Source organism: Amycolatopsis sp. cmx-4-54, assembly GCF_046548895.1.
Lineage (GTDB): Bacteria > Actinomycetota > Actinomycetes > Mycobacteriales > Pseudonocardiaceae > Amycolatopsis.
The window spans coordinates 23588-46114 of record NZ_JAEBEJ010000011.1 but is presented as its reverse complement, the minus strand read 5'-3'; the positions used below and the strand labels follow the sequence as shown (position 1 = coordinate 46114).

Below are 22527 nucleotides of genomic sequence, written 5' to 3'. Positions count from 1 at the left end.
AGCTCCTTTGTATCCATCATGGATATAACGAGATCGGAGTGTATGCTTCCCGGATGGCCGACGGCAACCCGCAGCTCACCCCCGCGGCGTTCCAGACCCTGCTGGCGCTGGCGAAAGGACGCGCGCACGGCTACGCGATCATGGGATTCGTCGACGAGGTGAGCGGCGGCACCGCCCAGCTCGGTCCCGGCACGCTGTACCGGACGCTCGCCCGGCTCGTCGCCGACGGCCTGGTCGAAGAGGCCCCGGACGCGAGCGAGGACCAGCCGCACGACTCGCGCCGCCGCTACTACCGGCTGACCCGCGCCGGCCGGGACGTCGCCGCCCGCGAGGCGGAGTTCCTGAGCAGGCTCGTCGCCGTGGCCGGGCAGGCCGGGCTGCTGAAGCGGGCGGAGTCGGCGTGAGCCGGGCGCTCGGTTTGACGCCGCATCTGTTCGTCAAGGACGTCGACGCGTCGCTTTCCTTCTACGCCAAGGCTTTCGGCGGCGTGGAACTGTTCCGCAACGTGCTGCCGAACGGCGTCGTACTGTTCGTGGAACTCGCCGTCGGCGACGCGCGGCTGCTGGTGAGCCAGGAGATCCCGCAGCTCGACGCCCTCGCGCCGTCGACCCTCGGCGGCACGCCGATGCTCCTGACCTTGGAGACCGAGGACCCCGACGACCTCGTGCGGCGCGCGGTGTTCGCGGGCGCGCGGGTGGAGGCGCCGGTCGAGGAGATGTTCTTCGGCGAGCGCTACGGCCGGATCATCGACCCCGACGGCCACCGATGGGCGCTGACGACCAAACGGGAGCGGTTCACGCCCGAAGACATCGACGCGAGGACCCCACGCGAGGTCTGACGTGTGCGGCGGTCCGGTGACCGGCGGACGTCTCCTCGGGCAGCGCGTCAGCGCGGCGAGGAGACTTCACCGCGCCCGCTGACGAAAACGCGACGAAGGGGCACCTCGACGCTCGACGCGAGCGGCCTTCGAGACTGCCCCTGCGGCGCGTTTTCGTCAGCGGGCGCAAAATAAGGCATGGTTTCCGTGCGGAGCGTGGTCGATCGGGTCGGTCCGACGCTGTTGCACGCCCTCCAGATCCCCGAGGAGTCCCCGGCCGTCGGCGACGTCGTCATCGCCGAACCCGGCAACACCCTCGCCGCGGGCGACCTCGTGCTCGGCGTCGCGATCACCGAAACGCCCGACGCCGCGGAACTCGTCCGGCTCTGCGCGGCCAAAGGCGCCGCCGCCGTCCTGCTGAAACCGCCGCTCGCGGCGAAACCGTCGGTGAAACGGGCCGCGAAATCGGCGGACATCGCGTTGATCGAGGTGCGCTCGGCGACTTCGTGGGCCCAGCTCGTCTGGCTGCTCAGGACGGTCCTCGACGCGCTGGCCGACGAGTCGGACGCGCTTGAGGACGGCGGCGGACCCGGTTCCGGTGACCTGTTCCGGCTCGCGGACGCCGTCGCCTCGGTGGTCGACGCGCCCGTGACCATCGAGGACACCAACTCGCGGGTGCTCGCCTACTCGGCCCGGCAGGACCTGACCGACTCGGCGCGCGTGTCCACGATCATGGGCCGCCGCATCCCCGATGACGTGCTCGCGCGGTTCCGGTCGCGGGGGGTGTTCCGCGAGCTTTCCCGCGGGCGGCAGACGATTTTCGTGCCCGCGCAGCGCGACGGCACCCTGCCCCGGCTCATCGTGCCGATCCGGATGGGCGGTGAGCTACTGGGGTCGATGTGGGCGGTCGTCGCGGGCCCGGTCTCGGACGAACGCGCGGCCGCGTTCGCCGACGCGGCGCCCGTCGTCGCACTGCACCTGCTGCGCCGCCGCGCGCACACCGATTCGCAACGCCGGGTCTCGGCCGAACTCCTGCGTGCCGTGCTGGAGGGGAAGGCCAGCCCGCGCAAGGCGATCGCGGAACTCGACCTGTCCGAGGAGCCGCACCGCGTCGTGGTCGTCGAAGTCGCCGGTGGCGACGGCCGCGACGACGAAGGCCTGCGGCTCGCCCTCCTCGAACGGATTTCACAGGGTGTCGGGAGGCGGCCGGTGGCCACGGAACTCGGCGGCGTGCTCTACGCGGTCGTCCCGGACGGCGACGGCTGGGACGAACTCCGCACCGCGCTCGAAGCCCTGCCGTCGTCGAGGAAGGGCGGAACACCACGGGCGGCCGCGGGGTCGGCCTGCGAAATCGGCGAACTCGCGACGTCGCGGCTTCAGGCAGACGAGGCATTGGGGCTGCTTCGAGCGAAGCTCGTGCCCGGTCGCGTCGTGGTCTTCGACGAGGCGTGGACCGCGCTTTCGCTGCACCGCGGGGCGACGGCGGCAAGTACCGCGAGGGTCGCCGAGCTCGGCCCGCTCGGCTTGCTGCGCGCGCACGACGAAGCCCACGAGAGCGGCTACGTCGACACGCTCTACCAATGGCTGCGGCATCCCGGAGACCCGCGCGCGGCCGCGAAGGAGCTCCGGATCCATCCCAACACTCTGCGGTACCGCATGCGGCGGCTGCTCGACCTCGTCCCGCTGGACCTCGACGATCCCGATGTCCGGCTGGCGCTGATCACACAACTCGTTTCCCTGCGCTGGAGCTGACTCAACTACAAACTGTTCGACAACGAACACTTTGTAGTTCGACAAAATCGTGCCCAGACGTCAGGAAAGGGTCTTTCAGGACGAGAAAAATCTTGAAAGACCCTTTCCTGACATCCGACGGTTCAGTGCGCGCTGGCGCGATAACCGTCCTCAATGGTCTGCCGCACCGCGGCGAGCAGATCGGCACCGGGGTAAAGCGGCAAAAGAACACCGGGACCGCCGTCGACCCGCAGCGCGGCTTCGAAGCCGTTTCCCGGGGTCTCGACCAGGCCCACGATGACATCTGCCGGATTGCCTTCGGTGTCGACGGTGCGGACACGCCGCTCCCGCCGCCAGTCCTGATTTGTCATGCGGAACAGAATGGCAGCTTACCGGCCAGTAAGATCAACATCTTGACTCGATCGTGCTGCTTTTACCGTTTCGCAGGTTGCCCGGCCGTTCGTCATACCCGATAGCCGAGGTCTTCGGCGACGAAACGCTTCGGCACCATCCGGACCCAGACGGTCCCTTTCACCTCGGGATCGTCGTGCAGGTAAGAACGAAAGCGGGCATCCCATTTGCGTTCGTCCCGACCGAGATACCGGCTCAGCAGCCGCCGTCCACGGGCAACGTCGAACGGCAGCACCTCCGCTTCACCACGCGCGAGCACCTGCCGGACGAGGCCGGTGCCGATGTCGCACACATCGACGGTCACCGCGATCGACGGCGACTCGCGGACGAGACCGGCCAGCCGCGCCCACGGGCCGGTGAGGATCCAGAAGGCCTGCTTCTCCCAGAGGTACCAGGTCGGGCGCACGGTCGGCCCGGCAGCGGCGACCCTGGCCGTGAGCGGTCCGGCGAGGAATTCGTCGACGTCGAACATCAGATCTCGAGCACCGTCTTGCCGATCGCGCCACGCGACTGCATGACCGCGTGCGCGTCGGCCGCCCGTTCGAGCGGAAATCGTTGGCCGATCATGGGTTCCAGCCGTCCGGCGGCGGCTTCGGCGAGCGCCGATTCGGTGAACGCCCGCATCTCGGCCGGTCCGCCGAGGCCCCGGATCACGGTGACCCCGCGCGCGGCGGCGTCCTCTTCGGACACCTCCGTCCACGATCCACTCGAGAGCCCGTAGATCAGCATCCGTCCGCCGGTCCTGAGCAATCCGAACGACGTCGCCCCGATGTCGCCCCCGACCCCGTCGAACACGACGTCGACCTCGCCGGCCTTCGCCGCCCAGTCCTGCTCGCGATAGTCGACCGCCACGTCCGCGCCGTGCTCCCGGACGTACTCGGTCTTCGCCGCGCCACCCGCCGCGCCGACGACCTCGGCACCCGCGGCCTTGGCGAGCTGGACGACCAGCCCGCCGACGCCGCCCGCCGCGGCTTCCACCAGCACGCGCTCGCCGGGACGGATACTCGCGGCGGTCACCAGCGCGGTCGCCGTGCGGCCGTCGGCGAGGATCGCCACCGCGGCGTCGAGGGCCAGGCCGTCCGGCACCTCGAAGACACCGTCGGCGGCGACCGCGACCCGTTCCGCGTACGCGCCGGAACCACCGGTCGAGGTGACGACGCGCTTGCCGACCAGGCCGAGGTCGACCCCCTCCCCGACCGCGCTGATCACGCCGCCGACGCCGTTGCCGGGGATCATCGGAAGTTCGGCGCGAAACGGCCCGCCACCGCCTGCCCGGAACTGTGTCTCGACGAACGTGATGTTGGCGAACGCCACCTCGACCAGGACCTGGCCCGCGGCGGGCACCGGATCCGGGGCATCGCCCGCGACGAGCACTTCGGGCCCGCCGAACTCTTTCAACCACACGGCTCTCATGTGACCGAAGATGCAAGCTCCAGTCGACTGGAGGTCAAGCGATTGTGCTGACGAAACCATGATCGGTTCTCAACACTGTCGCGGGCAAACGATGACACCGCCGTCCGGGTGGCTCACCGTGAGTGGCAGCACCTTCGTCCGCAGACCCGCCGCCAGGAGGCATTCCGTGCGTATCGCCGTCCCCCGTGAGATCAAGAAGCACGAGTATCGGGTGGCGCTCACCCCGGCGGGCGTGCACGAACTGACCGGGCGCGGCCACGACGTCTTCGTCGAGACCGGCGCCGGCGTCGGCTCCTCCATCACCGACGAGGAATACGTCGCCGCGGGCGCGAAGATCCTCGCGACGGCGGAGGAGACCTGGTCCGAGGGCGAGCTCGTGCTCAAGGTCAAGGAGCCGATCGCCGAGGAGTACCCGCGGCTGCGCGCCGACCAGGTGCTCTTCACCTATCTGCACATCGCCGCGGACCGCCCGCTGACCGACGCGCTGCTGGCCGCGGGCACGACCGCGATCGCCTACGAGACCGTGCAGACCCCGAACCGCGCGCTGCCGCTGCTCGCGCCGATGTCCGAGGTCGCCGGACGGCTGGCCCCGCAGGTGGGCGCGTTCTCGCTGATGAAGCCGAGCGGCGGCCGCGGCGTGCTGCCCGGCGGCATCCCCGGCGTGCACCCGGCGCGCGTGGTCGTCATCGGCGGCGGTGTCGCCGGCCTCAACGCGGCGCGGGTCGCGCTCGGCCTCGGCTCGGACGTCGAGATCCTCGACACCAACGTCGACCGGCTCCGTCAGATCGACAACGACTTCGGCGGCCGTATCCGCACGGTGACCTCGAACGCGCTGTCGGTGGAGCAGTCCGTGCTGGAGGCCGACATGGTCATCGGCGCGGTGCTCGTGCCCGGCGCGAAGGCGCCGAAGCTGGTCTCGAACGACCTCGTTTCGCGGATGCGCCCGGGCAGCGTGCTGGTGGACATCGCGATCGACCAGGGCGGTTGCTTCGCCGACTCGCGGCCGACCACGCACGACGAGCCGACCTACAAGGTCCACGAGTCGGTGTTCTACTGCGTCGCGAACATGCCGGGCGCCGTGCCCCGGACGTCGACCTACGGCCTGACCAACGTGACGCTGCCGTACGCCGTCCAGCTGGCTGAGCACGGCTGGCAGAAGGCGCTGCAGGCCGACGCTTCGCTGGCGAAGGGCCTCAACACGCATGCGGGCGCCCTCACCAACGCCCCCGTCGCCGCCGCGCACGGCCTGGCCGCCACCGATCTGGCCGACGTCCTGGCCTGACCCCCACGCCACATCCCCACGCGAGGGAGCTTTGCCACCCAGCGCAAAGGTCCCTCGCTCCTTTTATGGAGCGAGCTTCCCACCGCTGGTCATCCACCTCACCAGGCCAGGGCGCCCCGCGCCCTAGGCCAACCACCTCACCAGGCCAGGGCGCCCCGCGCCCTAGGCCCACCTCACCAGGCCAGGGCGCCCCGCGCCCTAGGCCGCCCCCTCGCCAACCGGCGCCGACCGCACCGCGGGGGTCCGGGGGGCTCGGCCCCCCGGGTGATACGACGAAGCCCCACCTCAGGGAAGGTGCGCAAGCACCGACCAAGGTGGGGCAAAGGGGCTGAGGGCGGCCCGCTCAACCAGCCTGGGGGTCACTGGGAGCGGGCCGCCTCCTACATCGTAGGTAATAAGTCGCCGTCGCGCTGCATGGGGTTGCCATGTCTTCCGAATTATTTCTTCACGGGCCTTCTTGATGGTCGGTGATTTTCCATGCTTCGCGGCGCATAACCGGTAGTCAGCGGCCATTCGGCGCAGCGGCGGATGCGCTGGAGGACGGAGTCGTCACCGTGGCGAACGTGACGAAGGTCGCTTTCGGCGGATTGACCCCTTCCTCGGGTGCGGACTCACTCCGTGAGGCAGGATGTCGCGTGATCGGCCTTCGTCAACAAAAGGGGACGGTATGCACGACGGCAGTGGCCGCATCGCGGTGCAGAACCTGAGCAAGCAGTTCGGCGCGGTCAACGCGGTCCAGAATCTGAGCTTCACGGTGGAGCCCGGGTCGGTGACCGGCTTCCTGGGGCCCAACGGGGCCGGGAAGACCACGACGCTCCGGATGCTGCTCGGGCTGGTGACGCCCACGAACGGCACGGCGACCATCAACGGGCGCCCGCACGACCAGCTGGGGAATCCGGCGCGGGTCGTCGGTTCGGTGCTGGAGAACGAGGGTTTCCACCCGGGGCGCACGGCGCGGAATCACCTGCGCGTGTACTCGGCGGCGATCGGGATGCCGGATCAGCGGGTGGACGAGGTGCTGGGGCTGGTCGGCCTTTCGTCGGCGGCGGACCGCAAGGCGGGCGGGTTCTCGCTCGGTATGCGGCAGCGGCTGGCGCTGGCGACGGCGTTGCTGGGGAACCCGCAGGTGCTGGTGCTGGACGAGCCGACGAACGGTCTCGACCCCGAGGGCATCCTGTGGCTGCGGAACTTCCTGCGAGCGTACGCGCGTGAGGGGCGCACGGTGCTGGTCTCGAGCCACCTTCTGAACGAGGTGGAGCAGACGATCGACCAGGTCATCATCATCAGCCAGGGCATGACGCGCTACAACGGCTCGCTGGACCAGTTGCGCAAGAGCAACCAGTCCCGGGTGCTGGTGCAGTCCGCCGACGCGAACGGCCTCGTCTCCGCCTTGCAGGAGGCGGGGATCACGCAGGTCTCGCCGATACCGGACGGCCGTGTCGCGGTGTCGGGTGCGACGGTGCAGCAGATCGGTGACATCTCCGCCAAGGCGAGCATCGCCGTCTACGGCATGCAGGAGGAGACCGCGGATCTGGAGCGGATGTTCTTCCAGCTGACCCAGGGTCAGTACGCCGCGCCGCCGCCCGGTTTCCAGCAGGGTCCGCCGCCGGGCTACCAGGGTCCGCCGCCCGGTTATCAGGGGCCGCCTCCCGGCTACGCGCCGCAGAACACGCCGCCGCCCGGATTCGCGCCGCCGCAGCAGTTCCAGCAGCAGGGTCCGCCGCCGCAGCAACCGCAGTACCAGCAGGCGCCGCCTCAGCAGCAGGCGCAGCAGCAGGGCCAGAACGAGGGCTGGGGAGGCCAGGGCTGATGGGCAACCTGATCAAGGCGGAGTTCCGCAAGACGCTCACGCTCAAGGCGTGGTGGGCGCTGATGATCCCCGCGGTGGTCTTCGCTTTCGCGTTCGCCCTGTTCTGGGGCATGATCACCAACGACTTCAGCGACTTCCTCGGCCGCTCCGACACCCGTGAGCTGACCGAGGCGCTCGGCATCTCGACCGGCGAGCTGCCCGTGGGCCTGCTCGCCCTCGGGCACGGCATCAACATCGGCACGATGATCCCGATCATCTTCGGCGTCTTCGCCCTCGCCGGCGAGTACACGAAGAAGACGATCACCACGACGTTCCTCACCGCCCCGAACCGGGTTTCGGCGTTGAGCGCGAAAATGATCACCTACATCGCCTGGGGTGCGATCTACGGCGTGATCATCGTGGGCGCGGCGAGCCTCGGCACCGTGATCACGGTCGACAGCGCGCGCCTGCCGACGGCGGGCCAGTGGCTGGGCGTGCTCGGCGCGGGTGTCCTCGCGACGATCCTGGCGACCCTGTTCGGCATCGGGGTCGGCGCGGTCTGGCGCAGCGTGGTCGGCAGCATCATCACGCTGACCATCTGGATGCTGGTGGTCGAGAACGTCCTGGTGTTCGTCATGTTCGGCGCCGCCGACATCACCTGGCTGGGCGGCGTCCTGCCGAACGGCACGGTCAACGGCATCGTGGGCGCCATCGGCGCGGAGGCGTTCGGCGCCGCCGGTGTGAAGGTGCCGGCGCTGGAGGACGAGACGGCGTGGGCGCTGCAGTACGCGGCCGGTGCCCCAGGCGCGTTCTCGTGGTGGGCCTCGGCGCTCATCTTCTTCGGCTGGACGATGATCTTCTTCCTGGCCGGCTGGGCCGTGAACCAGAAGAAGGACATCACGTAAGTCACCCTCACATGTGACATGAAAGGCCCCTTCATTGCAAAATTTGCAATGAAGGGGCCTTTCATGTCATTCGGCCCTGCGCGAACCCGCCGATCATGTCGGTGCGGCCGCATAGGCTTGCGGGGTGACTACTGCTCCACCTCGTCCGCGTCAAGCCAGTCCGGCTCGTGAGACCGCCTCCGCGCCCACCGGAGGCTGGATCCGCCGCCTGGCCGCTTCGTGCTGGAAACATCCTTGGCTGGTCGTGCTCTCGCTGGGCGCGGCCATCATCGGCGTCGGGCTGCAGGCCGCCGGTCCGCTGCTGATCCGCGAGGCGCTGGACGACGCCGTCGCGGGCGACACCTCCCGGCTAGGCCTGCTCGCCGCGGTGATGGCGGTGCTGCAGGTGCTGACCTTCGGCAACGCCTTCGCCCGCCGGTACGTCGGCGGGCGGCTGGCCCTCGACGTCCAGCACGATCTGCGCCGCCAGGTGTTCGGCGCGGTCTCGCGGCTCGACGGCGGCAAGCAGGACGCGTTGCGCACCGGCCAGGTCGCCTCGCGCGCGATCTCGGATCTGCAGCTGGTCACGTCGGTCCTGATGCAGGTGCCGCTTTCGGCGGGTTCGGTGATCTTCGCGCTGCTGTCGCTCGGCGCGATGCTGTGGATGTCGCCGACGCTGACCCTGATCGCGATGGTGGTCGCCCCGGCGATCGCGATCATCATGGCGGTGAGCCGGAAGCGGCTCTTCCCCGCGACGTGGGCGGCCCAGCAGCGCGCGGCCGACGTCGCGCAGCAGGTCGAGGAGACCGTCACGGGCGTACGCGTCGTGAAGGGTTTCGGCCAGGAAGCGCGCGAAGTCGCGAAGCTGGAGAAGACCGCGAAGAAGCTCTTCGCGGAACGCATGCGCGCGGCCCGGCTCTCGTCTTTGCCGACGGCCACGACGGCCGCGCTTCCCGCGGCGGGTCAGGTCGCGGTGCTGGCGGTCGGCGGCGTCCTCGCGCTGAAGGGTGAAGTCAGCCTCGGCACCTTCCTGGCGTTCGCCACCTATCTGTCCATCCTGATCGGCCCGGCCAGGATGATCTCAAGCCTCGTCGTGCAGGCGCAGCTGACCAGGGCGGGCGCGGAGCGGGTCAACGAACTGATCGACGCGCAGCCGGACGTCGTCGACAGCCCGGACGCGCGGCCGCTGCCAGAAGGCCCGCTCGGCGTCCGGCTGGAGGACGTCTCCTTCGGCTACACGCGGTCGGATCCGGTGCTCGACGGGCTCACCCTGGAGGCCCGGCCGGGCGAGACGCTCGCGCTGGTCGGCACGGCCGGTTCCGGCAAGTCGACGATCTCCTTGCTGCTCCCCCGGTTCTACGACGTGCACAGCGGCTCGGTCCAGGTCGGTGACCTCGACGTCCGCGACGTCCGGCAGCGAGACCTGCGCAGTGTCATCGGCGTGGTCTTCGAGGAGGCGTTCCTCTTCTCCTCGTCGGTGCGAGACAACATCGCCTACGGCAGGCCGGACGCGAGCGACGAGGAGATCCGCGCGGCCGCGCGGGCGGCGGAGGCGGACGAGTTCATCCAACGCCTCCCCGACGGCTACGACACGCTCGTCGGCGAGCGCGGTCTCACGCTGTCGGGCGGCCAGCGGCAGCGGCTCGGGCTCGCCAGGGCGCTGATGACCGATCCGCGCGTGCTGGTCCTCGACGACGCGACGTCCGCGATCGACACGGTCACCGAGGCCGCGATCCACGACACGCTGCGTTCGGTCACCGCGAGCCGGACGACGCTGCTGATCGCGCACCGCCGCTCCACCCTCGCCCTCGCCGACCGGATCGCCGTGCTCGACAAGGGCCGCGTCGTCGACGTCGGCACCGAGGAGGAACTGCTCGCGCGCTGCCCGTTGTTCCGCGAACTCGTGGCGGGTCCGGGTGACGACGTCGAGGAACCACACCGCTGCGAGGGCCTGGACTGCGGCCCCGCGGGAATCACCCCGGCCCTGTGGCCGGAGCAGGACAAGGCCGACGAGCTGCCGGGCGAGCGGAAGGGCACCGGCGGCGAATGGGACGTCGACCTGCCGCCGAGCCAGGAGCTCGTCGAAGGCGTCCGGAAACTGCCGCCCGCCACGGACGTCCCCCGCCTGCCGGGCACCGATGTCACCGCGCCCGAACCGAAGTTCCGCCTCGGCCGTCTGCTGAAACCGGTGCGCGGCCCGCTCGCCGTGGTGATCGGGCTGGTCGCGGCGGACGCGCTGGCCACCATCGCGATGCCCGCGCTGTACCAGTACGGCATCGACGGCGGGGTGCGCGCGGGAGTGGAGGCGGTGATCTGGCTGGCCGCCGGCATCGGCGCGCTGGTGATCCTCACGGACTGGCTGGTGGTCTATCTCCAGACCAAGATGACCGCGCGGGTCGGCGAGACGGTGCTGTATTCGCTGCGCGTCCGCAGTTACGCCCATCTGCAACGGCTCGGGCTCGACTTCTACGAACGCGAGCTGTCCGGGAAGATCATGACCCGGATGACGACCGACGTCGACGCGCTCTCGACGTTCCTGCAGACCGGTGTCGCGCAGGCCGTGGTGAGCGCGCTGACCCTGGTCGGGATCGCGGCGGCGCTGATGATCACCGACATCGGGCTCGCGGCGTACGCGCTCGCGGTGCTGCCGATCCTCATCGTGGCGACGGTGATCTTCCGCCGGGCGTCGTCCAAGGCGTACAACGAAGCCCGGGAACGGGTCAGCGTCGTCAACGCGGACATGCAGGAGAACGTGAACGGGCTGCGCGTCGCGCAGGCGTACACCCGCGAAGAGCGGACGGCGGAGAAGTTCGCTTCCCGCAGCGACGAGTACCGGCGTTCGCGGCTGCGCGCCCAACGCTATGTCGCGACGTACTTCCCTTTCGCGGCCATGCTTTCCGGTCTGGCCGAGGTGGTCGTGCTGATCGTCGGCGCGAACCGGGTCGCGGCGGGCACGCTGTCAGCCGGTGTGCTGGTGGCGTTCCTGTTGTACCTCGGCCAGTTCTTCTCGCCGATTCAGCAGCTGTCCTCGGTGTTCGACGGCTATCAGCAGGCGCGGGTCGGCCTCACGCGCATCGGCGACCTCCTGCGCACGCCGACTTCCGTTCCGGCGGCGGAGAACCCGGTCCCGGTACCGGAGCGGCTGCGCGGCGAGGTCTCTTTCAAGGACGTCGATTTCGCTTACACCGCAACGGATGATCCCGCGCTGAAGCAACTGACGCTGGAGGTAGCATCCGGGGAGACCGTCGCCTTGGTCGGTGCGACGGGCGCCGGAAAGTCGACAGCGGTGAAGCTCGTCGCGCGCTTCTACGACGCGACCGGCGGCGTGGTCCGGATCGACGGAACCGACATCCGCGAGTACGACCTGGCCGCCCTGCGCACGCGGATGGGCGTGGTACCGCAGGAAGCGCATCTGTTCTCGGGGACCGTCGCGGACAATGTGCGCTACGGCAGGCCTTCCGCGACGGACGCGGAGGTCGAGGAAGCGGTGCGGTCCGTCGGCGCGCTCGACGGTGTCGCCGCGCTCCCCGCCGGTTTCCACCAGCCCGTCGGTGAACGCGGACGGTCCCTTTCGGCCGGGCAACGGCAACTCGTCGCCCTCGCCCGCGCCGAACTCGTCGACCCGGACGTCCTCCTGCTCGACGAGGCGACCGCGGCCCTCGATCCGTCCACCGAAGCCGCCGTCCTGCGCGCGACGGAACAGCTCGCACGCCGCCGCACGACCTTCGTGGTCGCGCACCGCCTCGCCACCGCCGCCAAGGCGGACCGGATCGTGGTGCTGGACCACGGCCGGATCATCGAACAGGGCACCCACGCGGAACTGGTCGCGGCGGACGGCCACTACGCGCGCCTGTGGTCCCTCGGCTGACCCGCTCGCGCGCCGGTCAGGAGCCGAGAGGTCTTCCAGGCACCTACTGAATATGGCGGCATTGATCGCAGGTCCGTGATCGCCACCCCCAGCCCCAGCAACATCAGCAGGCACAACAGGTGCGCGAGAAGGCCCCCTTCCCTCGGCTCAGCCGAGGGAAGGGGGCCTTCACACCGTGTCGGTACAGCGGCGGTGGCGTGGTGGGACATGTCTCGTGAGTGGAAGACGGTCAGAGCCAAGGTGTTGGCTACCTACTGCCGGTGCGCTGGTGGCGGTTTCGCGTGACTGGACGGACGACACGCGGCGGAGCCCGGCCACGGCGTGTCGGTCACCCGATCACGCGTCTCGTCCAGTCGGTCACATGACCTCGCCGGTGCAGCCTCGCGAGCGGTAAGGCGCTGAGAACCGTCGTTACCACTCACGCCATCCGCCGTCGCTCACCCGGGAACGCGGCTCCGGCGGAGGAGTTGCGAAAGCCACTTTCGCAACGTTGAAGGTTGCGAAAGTGGCTTTCACAACCCCGACCGTCACACCTTGCCGAGGACATGAAGGACCCCTTCATGTACTTCAAGCGGGCACAGAGAGGTCCAGCTGGAATTGCGCCCCCGGAGCCGCCGGCTCCCATCCCCGCGCCAACGCCAGCCGGATCGCCCGTTCGACATCCGAGGGCAGCACTGCCTTCGACGGCACCCCCATGTAGTTCAACGGATGCGCGTGATCCGTCTGGACCACCAGCACCGCACCCCGCGCGTCCTCCAATTCCACCCCGTACGAAAGGAAATACCCGCCGTCCTGGGCGTAGGTGGGCTTCCGCCGGACGATCCACCGATAAGCGGTCTCGTCGACCACGATCCGCCGAGAACCCTTGCGCAGCAATGCCATGAAGCCAGCATGACGAGCAGGGCAAGGGAATTTCGGTCGCGCGTGAAGCCCTGCACCTGTCACCATCACGGCAAATGAAAGAAGAGATCCCGGCGCGGCAGATCCGCGCCGTGTACACCGAGACCACGATCCGCGTCTATCAGGCGTACTCGCCGGCCATCGCCGACGCCGCACTGAGGGCGGGCACTTTCGTGCCGCCGTTCAAACGCGAACGCATGACCTGGATCAAGCCGTCCTTCCTCTGGATGGCGTACCGCTGCGGCTGGGCCGCGAAGCCCGGCCAGGAGCGCGTGCTCGCCCTCGACATCACCCGCGAGGGTTTCGCGTGGGCGCTCGAACACGCGGCGCTCAGCCACTACAACCCCGACGTCCACGCCGACCTGAAGACGTGGCAGGGCGAGGTCAAGGCCAGCCCGGTCCGTATCCAGTGGGATCCGGAACGCAGTATCCGGCTCGGCGCACTGAAGCACCGTTCGCTCCAGATGGGCCTGAGCGGCGAGGCCGTCGATCGCTATGTCGACAAATGGATCACCGCGGTCACGGACGTCACCCCGGTCATGCACGAGGTCGGCGCCCTGGTCGCGGCGAACCGCATCGAAGACGCCGAAGCGCTGCTACCCGCGGAGCGTCCGTACCCCGGCTAAGGCCGCCACTTGAGGCTGCTCATCCCGGCGACCTCGACGTCCTGGGCCGAAGCCCAGCGGACGGTCCCCGGCCGGACGTGCACCCCGGCCGTCACCGCCCAGTCCGGCTCGTCGGGCTCGACGTGCTCCATCTCCTTGAAGTCGTCGAGTGTCGGCCAGACCGCCGAGCACGAGTCGCACATCAGCACGACCTTGCCGGACTCGGTGACCAGCGGGCGTACGCGCCCCTCGTCCCAGAACGACGGGCACTCGTCGAGCCACATCGGCTGCCACCACCTCGCGGGCGATCGGCGGCCGGCACGACACCGGCCGCATCCTCCACCCAGCGAAACCCCCCGACGTGAACTCCAGGCTGTCCGGGCACGACGACCCGGCCAACCTTTACCGACGAGACAGTGACCTGACCTGCACGGACGGTGAAAGTGGCAGCAAAGGTCCCCTGCTCCCCCGCAGGAAGCGGACCCGGCCTGTTTTCGGTCTCTTGATCGAGACAGTGACCCATCACCTAGTGCGCCACGCCTCACACAGGCCAGTTCCATCACACGGCCGCGACCGAGGGGGTTAGCCTGGTAGGCGCATCAGCGGTGTTCAAGATCTCGAGACGGATAGAGGCGAGTCCAAGCCGTGTCCAGCAGCAGCCCTGCGTCACAATTCGGCCCCAACGAGTGGGTCGTCGAGGAAATGTACGACCAGTTCCTTGCCGACCCCAGCTCAGTCGATGCCGCCTGGCACGACTTCTTCGCGGACTTCAAGCCAACGCAGGACGCGCAGGCGAAGGCCGACGACGCACGTCAGACCACTGCGGAGGGAAGCGCGGACGCGAACGGCCAGGCCGCCACGCCGACGCCGCAGACGGTCCGCAACGCCGAGTCCACCGCGAAGCAGACCGCCCCGGCGAAGGCTGCGCCGAAGACGGCCCCGAAGACCGAGGCGAAGGCGGCGGCCCCCAAGGCCGCGTCCAAGCCCGCGCCCAAGGCGGCGGAGAAGGCCCCCGCCAAGCCCGCCGAGAAGGACGCCGAGCCGGAGTCGAAGCAGCTCCGCGGCGCCGCGGCGGCGATCGCGAAGAACATGGACGCCTCGCTGTCCGTGCCGACGGCGACGAGTGTGCGCGCCGTCCCGGCGAAGCTGATGGCCGACAACCGCATCGTCATCAACAACCACCTCAAGCGCACGCGCGGCGGGAAGATTTCCTTCACGCATCTCATCGGGTACGCGATGGTGCGCGCGCTGAAGAATTTCCCGAACATGAACCGGCACTACCAGCTGATCGACGGGAAGCCGTTCGCGGTCACGCCGGAGCATGTGAACTTCGGTCTCGCGATCGACATGAAGGGCAAGGAAGGGTCCCGCACGCTCGTCGTGGCCTCCATCAAGGCCACCGAGAACATGACCTTCATGCAGTTCTGGCAGGCCTATGAGGAGATCGTCAAGAAGGCCCGCAACGGCAAGCTGACCGCCGACGACTTCGCCGGCACCACGATCTCGCTGACCAACCCCGGCGGTATCGGCACGAACCATTCGGTGCCGCGGCTGCAGGCGGGCCAGGGCGCGATCATCGGCGTGGGTGCCATGCAGTACCCGGCGCACTTCGAGGGCACCAGCGAGAAGGCCCTGGTCGACCTCGGCGTCTCGAAGATCATGACGCTGACCTCGACCTATGACCACCGCATCATCCAGGGCGCGGAGTCGGGGGAGTTCCTCAAGCGCATCCACGAGCTGCTGCTGGGCGAGGACGGCTTCTACGACGACGTCTTCACCAGTCTGCGCCTGCCCTACGAGCCGATCCGCTGGGTCGCCGACATCCCGGACGGCCCGGTCGACAAGACCGCGCGCGTGATCGAGCTGATCGACGCCTTCCGCATGCGCGGTCACCTGATGGCCGACACCGACCCGCTGAACTACCGGCAGCGCAGCCACGCCGACCTCGACGTCCTGTCCCACGGCCTGACCCTGTGGGACCTGGACCGCGAGTTCCCGGTCGGCGGTTTCGCCAGCCAGGAGCGGATGAAGCTGCGTGACATCCTCGGCGTCCTGCGCAACTCCTACTGCCGCACCGTCGGCATCGAGTACACCCACATCCTCGACCCCGAGGAGCGCCGCTGGATCCAGGACCGCGTCGAGGTCCCGCACGAGAAGCCGGACCCCGCGGTCCAGAAGTACGTGCTCTCGAAGCTCAACGCCGCCGAGGCGTTCGAGACGTTCCTGCAGACCAAGTACGTCGGCCAGAAACGGTTCTCCCTCGAAGGCGGCGAGACCGCGATCCCGCTGCTGGACACGCTGCTGGACAAGGCGGCCGAGTACGAACTCGACGAGGTCGTCGTCGGCATGCCCCACCGCGGCCGCCTGAACGTGCTCGCGAACATCGTCGGCAAGCCGATCGCGCAGATCTTCCAGGAGTTCGAGGGCAACCTCGACCCCGGCCAGGCGCACGGCTCCGGTGACGTGAAGTACCACCTCGGCGCCGAAGGCAAGTACTTCCGCATGTTCGGCGACGGTGAGACCAGGGTGTCGCTGACCGCGAACCCGTCACACCTGGAGACCGTCGACCCGGTCCTCGAAGGCATCGTCCGGGCGAAGCAGGACATCCTCGACAAGGGTGACAGTGACACAGGGGGCTTCACCGTCCTGCCTGTCCTGATGCACGGCGACGCGGCCTTCGCGGGCCAGGGTGTCGTGGCCGAGACCCTGAACCTGGCGCTGCTGCGCGGCTACCGCACCGGCGGCACCGTCCACCTCATCATCAACAACCAGGTCGGCTTCACCACCGCGCCGGAGAACTCGCGGTCGAGCCAGTACGCCACCGACGTCGCGAAGATGATCGGCTCGCCGATCTTCCACGTGAACGGCGACGACCCCGAGGCCGCGCACTGGGTGGCCAAGCTGGCCGTCGACTACCGCCAGGCGTTCCACAAGGACGTCGTGATCGACCTGATCTGCTACCGCCGCCGCGGCCACAACGAGGGCGACGATCCCTCGATGACGCAGCCGGCGATGTACGACATCATCGACACGAAGCGGTCGGTCCGGAAGACCTACACCGAATCGCTGATCGGCCGCGGCGACATCTCCGTCGAAGAGGCCGAGGCCGCGTTGCGCGACTTCTCCAGCCAGCTGGAGCACGTGTTCAACGAGGTCCGCGAGCTGGAGAAGCACCCGGCGAAGGCCAGCCCCTCGGTCGAGGAGGAGCAGCAGGTCCCGGCGAAGGTGCCCACGGCGACCACCACCGAGGTCATCGAGCACATCGGCGACGCGTTCCTCAACGTGCCCGAGGGCTTCACCCCGCACCCGCGGGTCAAGCCGGTCATGGAGCGCCGCCACAAGATGTCCCGCGAAGGCGGCATCGACTGGGCGTTCGGCGAACTGCTCGCCTTCGGCTCGCTGGCCATGGAAGGCCGTCTCGTGCGGCTGTCCGGCCAGGACTCCCGCCGCGGCACCTTCACCCAGCGCCACTCGGTGCTGATCGACCGCAAGAACGGCCAGGAGTACTCACCCCTGGCCAGCCTGGCCGAGGGCCAGGGCCGCGTGATGATCTACGACTCGGCGCTGTCCGAGTACGCGGCGGTCGGCTTCGAATACGGCTACTCCGTGGCCAACTCCGAAGCACTGGTCATGTGGGAAGCGCAGTTCGGTGACTTCGTCAACGGCGCGCAGACCGTCATCGACGAATACATCTCCTCCGGTGAGGCCAAATGGGGCCAGCTCTCCGACGTCGTGCTGCTGCTGCCGCACGGCCACGAAGGCCAGGGCCCGGACCACACCTCCGGCCGCATCGAGCGCTTCCTCTCGCTGTGCGCCGAAGGCTCCATGACCGTCTCGGTCCCGTCCACCCCGGCGAACTACTTCCACCTGCTCCGCCGTCACGCCCTCGACGGAGTCAACCGGCCGCTGGTGGTCTTCACCCCCAAGTCGATGCTGCGCAACAAGGCGGCGACCTCGGCGGTCGAGGACTTCACCGGCCAGTCGAAGTTCATGTCGGTCATCGACGACGCCGACGTCGACCCGTCGAAGGTGCGCAAGGTCCTGCTGACGTCGGGCAAGCTGTACTGGGAGCTGGTGGCCGAGCGCGCCAAGCGCGAGGCGAACGACATCGCGATCGTGCGGATCGAGCAGTACTACCCGCTGCCGAAGAAGAAGCTGCTGGCGGCGCTCGAGCGCTACAACGGCGCTCCCGCGGTCTGGGTCCAGGAGGAGCCGGAGAACCAGGGTGCGTGGCCGTTCTTCGGCCTGAACCTGCCGCGGAAGCTCCCGGAGGTGTTCTCCAGCCTGGACGTCGTGTCGCGTCGTCCGATGGCGGCGCCGTCGGCCGGTTCGTCCAAGGTGCACGAGGTCGAGCAGAAGGCGCTGATCGCGCGCGCCTTCGACTGATCGCCTGGAAGTACATGAAGGCCCCCTTCCCTGCGCCTGTCGCAAGGAAGGGGGCCTTCATGTACTTGAGGTGTCGAAAACGGTGAGTCCCGTTCGTGTAGGGGGAAACGAACGAAGGAGACACCATGAACACCCTGCTCGACGGCCTCAAGCTCCCCGAATCCGCCCGCTGGCACGACGGCCGTCTCTGGCTGGCGAACTGGGGCGGCGGGCAGATCCTCGCCGTCACACCCGGCGGCGAGAGCGAACTGATCGCGAACGTGCCGACCGCGATGCCGATCACCTTCGACTGGCTCCCCGACGGCCGCCTGCTCATCGTCGACGGCCCGAACGCCCGCCTGCTCAACGCGGACCTGAGCACCTACGCGGACCTGAGCCTGGTCGCCTCCCTCTGGAACGAAGTCGTGGTCGACGGCCGCGGCAACGCCTTCGTCAACGGAATGAACGACTTCCAGACGCCCGGTGCCATCGCCGTCGTCACCCCGGACGGCGAAGTGCGCCAGGTCGCCGACGGCATCCTGTTCGGCAACGGCATGGCCGTCACACCCGACGACGCGACGCTGATCGTCGCCGAGTCGTACGGCAGCAGGCTCACCGCGTTCGACATCGCCGAGGACGGTTCGCTGTCCGGCAGGCGGGTGTGGGCCGAGCTCGGCGGCGACCACCCGGACGGCATCTGCCTCGACGCCGAGGGTGCGGTCTGGTACGCGGACGTGGCGGGCAAGCACTGCGTCCGCGTCCGCGAAGGAGGCGAAGTGCTTCAGAAGGTCGAATCCGACCGGGGCTGCTTCTCCTGCACGCTCGGCGGCGAGGACGGGCGTTCGCTCTACGTCCTCGCCGCCGAGTGGCACGGCTGGGAGAACCCGTTCGGCGACGGGCCGACCGGGCAGGTCCAGGTCATCGAAATCGGCTAGGGCGTGTCTTCCCAGCTGAAGTCGGCAGGTTGGGCGAGGACACGCGCGCGCGCGTTTCTTTTCGGCCGGAGGCCTCGGATTTGCGGAGGCGGGCCGCTGTTGCGGCTGGGTGAGCGACCAGCTGATGCCGCGGCCCGGCTGCGGAAATCCGAAAGCGCGCTTTGAGAGACACTGCCTAACCGATCGCCTCGGAGGTCGCCTTGGCCACCTTCAAGGCGTTCTCCTTGCACACCGTCTGGTTGACCGTGCCGGACGGGTCGGGGCCGGTCACGATGATCTCGCCCTCGACGTTGCCCTGGTAGAACTTGATCTGGCATTGACTCGACGAGTCGAGCTTGGTGTGCACGGCCTTGGTCGCCTTCGCCATGCCGGGGATGAGGACGCCGCCATCGGTCACGGCGTTCTCGACCCCGGCCTTGGCCCAGGCTTCCCCGGCGCCCGAACCCGGCTCCTTCGACTTCGACAGGTACATCGACACGGTCGCCGACGGCGCGTTCGGTTCACGCCAGCTGCAGGACGAACGGGTGTAGGTGATCTCGTCGTTGGACGTGCTCGCCGGCTCCTCGCCCTTCGGCGTTTCGAGCGGCGGCAGGTTCCGCACCTTGCTCCCGATCCGCTCGCAGGCCGGCATGGCGGTGTACTTGTCCGGCGGTCCGGTCTTCTTGGACGACGTCGGCGCCGCGGTCGGCGACGAACCGTCGTCGCCGGACAGCAGCAAGAAGGCGGCGACCCCGCCACCACCGAGCAGCACCACCGCGCCGATGACGAGACCGACGACGAGCCCGGTGTTCGACTTCTTGGGCGGCGGACCGTATCCGGGCGGCGGATATCCCGGATACCCCTGATGTCCCTGCGGCGGATACGGCTGCTGAGGTCCCTGCTGATAGGGCGGTCCGGGCTGCATGCGGAGAGGTTAAAGCCTCGCGAAGGTCCTTAGTGGACGAACGCCGCAACTGGGCGCCGAATCACTCTCCGGTGACGGGAAGGCCCCCTTCCCAGCAGGAGGAAGGGGGCCTTCACGTACTCCAGGGGTGGATCAGACGGTCAGCGACCAGCTGTTGAGCGAGCCGCTGTCGACCCGGTAGACGTCCTGGACCTTCAGCTTCCAAGCGCCGTTGGCGGCTTCGGTCGAGACGTTGGCGGTGTAGGTGGTGTTGATGTTGTCGGACGAGTCGTTGCTCGAACCCTTCAGGCGGTACGAGCTGCCGTCCGGCGCGACCAGGTCGATGACGAGGTCACCGACGTAGGTGTGCGTGATGTTGACCGCGACCTTGGTGGTGGCCGAGGCGTTGCGGGCGCAGTTCGCGACGGTGATCGTGCTGGTCACCGCGGCACCGGCGTCGGGGATGGCGACGACGCCGCTGTTGGTCTGCGTGCCACAGGGGGTCGGCTCGGGGCCGGGGCCACCGCCGGCACCGGTGTAGAGCAGCACGTTCGGTGAACCGGTGCCCGGGTTGGTCACCTTGTCCTTGGTGCCGTTGGCGACCAGCGCGTCACGGACCTGCTTCGGCGTCGCCGACGGGTTGGCGGAGGCGTACAGGGCCGCCGCGCCCACGACGTGCGGGGTCGCCATCGAGGTACCGCTGATGGTGTTGGTGCCGTTGTTCAGCCACGTCGACGTGATGCCGCTGCCCGGCGCGAAGATGTCGAGGCAGGTGCCGACGTTGGAGAAGCTGGACCGGGCGTCGGTGTTCGTGGTCGAGCCGACCGTGATCGCTTCCGGCGTCCGGGCGGGCGAGGTGTTGCAGGCGTTGGCGCCGTTGTCGTTGCCTGCCGCGAGACCATAGGTGATGCCGGCCGCGATCGAGCGCTGGACGGCCTGGTCGAGGGTGCTCGAGGCACCGCCGCCGAGGCTCATGTTCGCGACGGCCGGCTTGACGGCGTTCGCGGTCACCCAATCGACACCGGCGATGACGCCGGCGGTCGTCCCGGAACCGGAGCAGTTCAGCACGCGGACGGCGACGAGCTTGACGCCCTTGGCCAGACCGTGCGCGGTACCGCCGATGGTGCCGGCGACGTGGGTGCCGTGGCCCTGGCAGTCCGTGGCGTCGTTGTCGTTGTCGACGGTGTCACGGCCGTGGGTCGCGCGCCCGCCGAAGTCGGGGTGCGTGGTGAGGATGCCGGTGTCGATGACGTACGCGGTGACGTTCGACGCCGTGGTGCTGTAGCTGTACTTCTGGTCGAGCGGAAGGCTCTGCTGGTCGACCCGGTCCAGGCCCCACGACGGCGGGTTCAGCTGGTCCGCCGAGATCGAGACGGTCTGGTTCTGCTCCACGTAGGCGACCGCGGGGTCGGCGGCGACGCGCTTCGCCTGCTTTTCGGTCAGCGCACCGGAGAAACCACGGACCGAAGACGCGAAGGTCTTCTCGACCGTGCCGCCGTGGCGCTGGGTCACGCTCTTCGCGGTGGCTTCGACCGACGAGCCGTCCTTCAGCACGACGATGTAGCTGTCCTTGATCGCCTTGTCGCTACCGGCGTTGACGATCGAACCCTCGGCCGCCGACGCGACGGTGGTGCCGCCCAGCGCCGTCAGCACGGCGACGGCCGCGGCCACACCGAAGGCGGGCAGTCGTCTCTTCAAGGTTCCCAGGGAATTGTTCAAGATATTCCTCCCAGGCAGGGGCGACCCACGGGCATGAGGAAGCCCGCCGGATCGTTGGGGTGACTCAGAGGTGAAGCGCGTTCCACTTAGGAGCGCAGGCTGAGACTAAGTCGCGGTTTCACCCCAAGGAAGACCTTGCATTACGGACATCCCGGTAGTAGTGGACGTCACGTCGGCGCAGTTCGGGCACCGTTCAGCCCCCGCCGTTAGTCGCGTTTTGCGCCCGTACGGCCCACGAAGAATTGGGGATCCGCACATCTGGAGGTCGTTTTCCGTCCGCCCGCCCGTTTCAGCGCCGTATAAGTACACACGGATGGCCGCCTACTAAAGTCGCGACCTCGCGGCGCGGAAATCGATTTCCATCCTACCTTCGGATGGAGCATGCTCGTGCGCATGCTGCTCCGACAGGAAACCCCGGCCGACCGCGAGGCGATCCACGCCGTCCATCTGGCCGCGTTCGAGAAACTCAGTGTCCCGGTGGTCGAGGCGAAACTCGTCGACGAACTGCGTGCCGACGGTGACCTGATCGGCGCACTGTCCATCGTGGCCGAACGCGACGGGGAGGTCGTCGGGCACGTCTGCTGCAGCCCGGCCAAGCTCGGCTCGGACGCGAAATCGACGGTCGGTCTCGGCCCGCTCGGAGTCCTTCCCCGGTACCACGCTTCCGGCATCGGCTCCGCGCTCGTGCACGCCGTGCTCGGCGCGGCGGACGCGCTCGGTCATGGCGCCGTGGTCCTGCTGGGTGACCCGAACTACTACTCCCGCTTCGGCTTCGTGCTCGCCGCGCGGCACGGGATCACGCCGCCGGTCGCGGAATGGGCGCCGCACTTCCAGGTCCGCACCCTTCGCGCGTACACGCCCGCGCTCCAGGGCGAGTTCCGCTACTCGCCCGCTTTCGAGCGCCTCTAGCCCCTCCCGCATTTCG

18 protein-coding genes are annotated in these 22527 nt (G+C 68.8%); 11 read left to right on the top strand and 7 right to left on the bottom strand.

Annotated features, from left to right (window positions below; translation table 11 throughout):
- The first annotated feature begins 53 nt into the window (after positions 1–53).
- The 3 genes from ACLJQ7_RS31230 to ACLJQ7_RS31220 all read left to right on the top strand — a co-directional run bounded on the left by ACLJQ7_RS31230 (position 54) and on the right by ACLJQ7_RS31220 (position 2569).
- Positions 54–404, top strand: coding sequence for a PadR family transcriptional regulator (locus tag ACLJQ7_RS31230; protein ID WP_034309234.1), 351 nt, complete (start codon positions 54–56; stop codon positions 402–404).
- Positions 401–838, top strand: a complete 438-nt coding sequence (locus tag ACLJQ7_RS31225; RefSeq protein WP_410651739.1) for a VOC family protein — start codon at positions 401–403, stop codon at positions 836–838. The genes ACLJQ7_RS31230 and ACLJQ7_RS31225 overlap by 4 nt, the downstream gene beginning before the upstream one ends.
- 177 nt (positions 839–1015) lie before the next feature.
- On the top strand, positions 1016–2569 hold the full coding sequence (locus ACLJQ7_RS31220) for a helix-turn-helix domain-containing protein (RefSeq protein ID WP_410651738.1): 1554 nt from the start codon (positions 1016–1018) through the stop codon (positions 2567–2569).
- A 122-nt stretch (positions 2570–2691) separates the two neighbouring features.
- Here the strand turns inward: ACLJQ7_RS31220 and ACLJQ7_RS31215 are convergent, their stop codons facing one another.
- The 3 genes from ACLJQ7_RS31215 to ACLJQ7_RS31205 form a co-directional block, all read right to left on the bottom strand.
- The gene (locus ACLJQ7_RS31215; RefSeq protein ID WP_410651737.1) at positions 2692–2919 is read right to left on the bottom strand and encodes a hypothetical protein; all 228 of its coding nucleotides are present in this window, start codon (positions 2917–2919) and stop codon (positions 2692–2694) included.
- A 92-nt stretch (positions 2920–3011) separates the two neighbouring features.
- The gene (locus ACLJQ7_RS31210; RefSeq protein ID WP_410651736.1) at positions 3012–3431 is read right to left on the bottom strand and encodes a pyridoxamine 5'-phosphate oxidase family protein; all 420 of its coding nucleotides are present in this window, start codon (positions 3429–3431) and stop codon (positions 3012–3014) included.
- Positions 3431–4372 carry a zinc-binding dehydrogenase gene (locus ACLJQ7_RS31205; protein ID WP_410651735.1) on the bottom strand — a complete coding sequence of 314 codons (942 nt, stop codon included), beginning with the start codon at positions 4370–4372 and terminating at the stop codon, positions 3431–3433. Before ACLJQ7_RS31205 ends, ACLJQ7_RS31210 begins: the two co-directional genes overlap by 1 nt.
- Before the next feature lie 166 nt (positions 4373–4538).
- Between ACLJQ7_RS31205 and ald the strand changes: the two genes are divergently transcribed.
- From ald to ACLJQ7_RS31185, 4 genes are all read left to right on the top strand, one after another.
- Positions 4539–5654 carry an alanine dehydrogenase gene (ald, locus tag ACLJQ7_RS31200; protein ID WP_410651734.1) on the top strand — a complete coding sequence of 372 codons (1116 nt, stop codon included), beginning with the start codon at positions 4539–4541 and terminating at the stop codon, positions 5652–5654.
- Positions 5655–6321: 667 nt separating this feature from the next.
- Positions 6322–7464: an ABC transporter ATP-binding protein gene (locus ACLJQ7_RS31195; RefSeq protein WP_410651733.1), complete on the top strand. Its 1143-nt coding sequence runs from the start codon at positions 6322–6324 to the stop codon at positions 7462–7464.
- Positions 7464–8348 (top strand): ABC transporter permease, encoded by an 885-nt coding sequence (locus tag ACLJQ7_RS31190; RefSeq protein ID WP_409490401.1) that lies wholly within the window; start codon positions 7464–7466, stop codon positions 8346–8348. Before ACLJQ7_RS31195 ends, ACLJQ7_RS31190 begins: the two co-directional genes overlap by 1 nt.
- A gap of 124 nt (positions 8349–8472) precedes the next feature.
- Positions 8473–12195, top strand: coding sequence for an ABC transporter ATP-binding protein (locus ACLJQ7_RS31185; protein WP_410651732.1), 3723 nt, complete (start codon positions 8473–8475; stop codon positions 12193–12195).
- Positions 12196–12762: 567 nt separating this feature from the next.
- Here ACLJQ7_RS31185 and ACLJQ7_RS31180 read toward each other — a convergent pair.
- Positions 12763–13077: a hypothetical protein gene (locus ACLJQ7_RS31180; protein ID WP_410651731.1), complete on the bottom strand. Its 315-nt coding sequence runs from the start codon at positions 13075–13077 to the stop codon at positions 12763–12765.
- A 74-nt stretch (positions 13078–13151) separates the two neighbouring features.
- Between ACLJQ7_RS31180 and ACLJQ7_RS31175 the strand changes: the two genes are divergently transcribed.
- Positions 13152–13721 carry a DUF4291 domain-containing protein gene (locus ACLJQ7_RS31175; RefSeq protein WP_410651730.1) on the top strand — a complete coding sequence of 190 codons (570 nt, stop codon included), beginning with the start codon at positions 13152–13154 and terminating at the stop codon, positions 13719–13721.
- On the opposite strand, the gene ACLJQ7_RS31170 is transcribed toward ACLJQ7_RS31175, so the two are convergent.
- The gene (locus tag ACLJQ7_RS31170) at positions 13718–13984 is read right to left on the bottom strand and encodes a hypothetical protein (RefSeq protein ID WP_410651729.1); all 267 of its coding nucleotides are present in this window, start codon (positions 13982–13984) and stop codon (positions 13718–13720) included. The two genes, ACLJQ7_RS31175 and ACLJQ7_RS31170, sit on opposite strands and share 4 nt — an antisense overlap.
- A 361-nt stretch (positions 13985–14345) precedes the next feature.
- Between ACLJQ7_RS31170 and ACLJQ7_RS31165 the strand changes: the two genes are divergently transcribed.
- Together ACLJQ7_RS31165 and ACLJQ7_RS31160 are read left to right on the top strand one after the other, a co-directional pair.
- Positions 14346–18086, top strand: coding sequence for a multifunctional oxoglutarate decarboxylase/oxoglutarate dehydrogenase thiamine pyrophosphate-binding subunit/dihydrolipoyllysine-residue succinyltransferase subunit (locus ACLJQ7_RS31165; RefSeq protein WP_410651728.1), 3741 nt, complete (start codon positions 14346–14348; stop codon positions 18084–18086).
- A gap of 125 nt (positions 18087–18211) precedes the next feature.
- Complete coding sequence (locus ACLJQ7_RS31160; RefSeq protein ID WP_410651727.1) at positions 18212–19000, top strand: SMP-30/gluconolactonase/LRE family protein; 789 nt, start codon at positions 18212–18214, stop codon at positions 18998–19000.
- Between the two features lie 175 nt (positions 19001–19175).
- Here the strand turns inward: ACLJQ7_RS31160 and ACLJQ7_RS31155 are convergent, their stop codons facing one another.
- A complete protein-coding gene (locus tag ACLJQ7_RS31155; RefSeq protein WP_410651726.1) occupies positions 19176–19904 on the bottom strand; it encodes a hypothetical protein in 729 nt (242 codons plus the stop codon).
- A gap of 132 nt (positions 19905–20036) precedes the next feature.
- Complete coding sequence (locus ACLJQ7_RS31150) at positions 20037–21602, bottom strand: S8 family serine peptidase (protein WP_410651725.1); 1566 nt, start codon at positions 21600–21602, stop codon at positions 20037–20039.
- Between the two features lie 393 nt (positions 21603–21995).
- On the opposite strand from ACLJQ7_RS31150, the gene ACLJQ7_RS31145 reads away from it, so the two are divergent.
- Positions 21996–22511, top strand: a complete 516-nt coding sequence (locus tag ACLJQ7_RS31145; protein ID WP_410651724.1) for a GNAT family N-acetyltransferase — start codon at positions 21996–21998, stop codon at positions 22509–22511.
- Positions 22512–22527 lie beyond the last annotated feature (16 nt).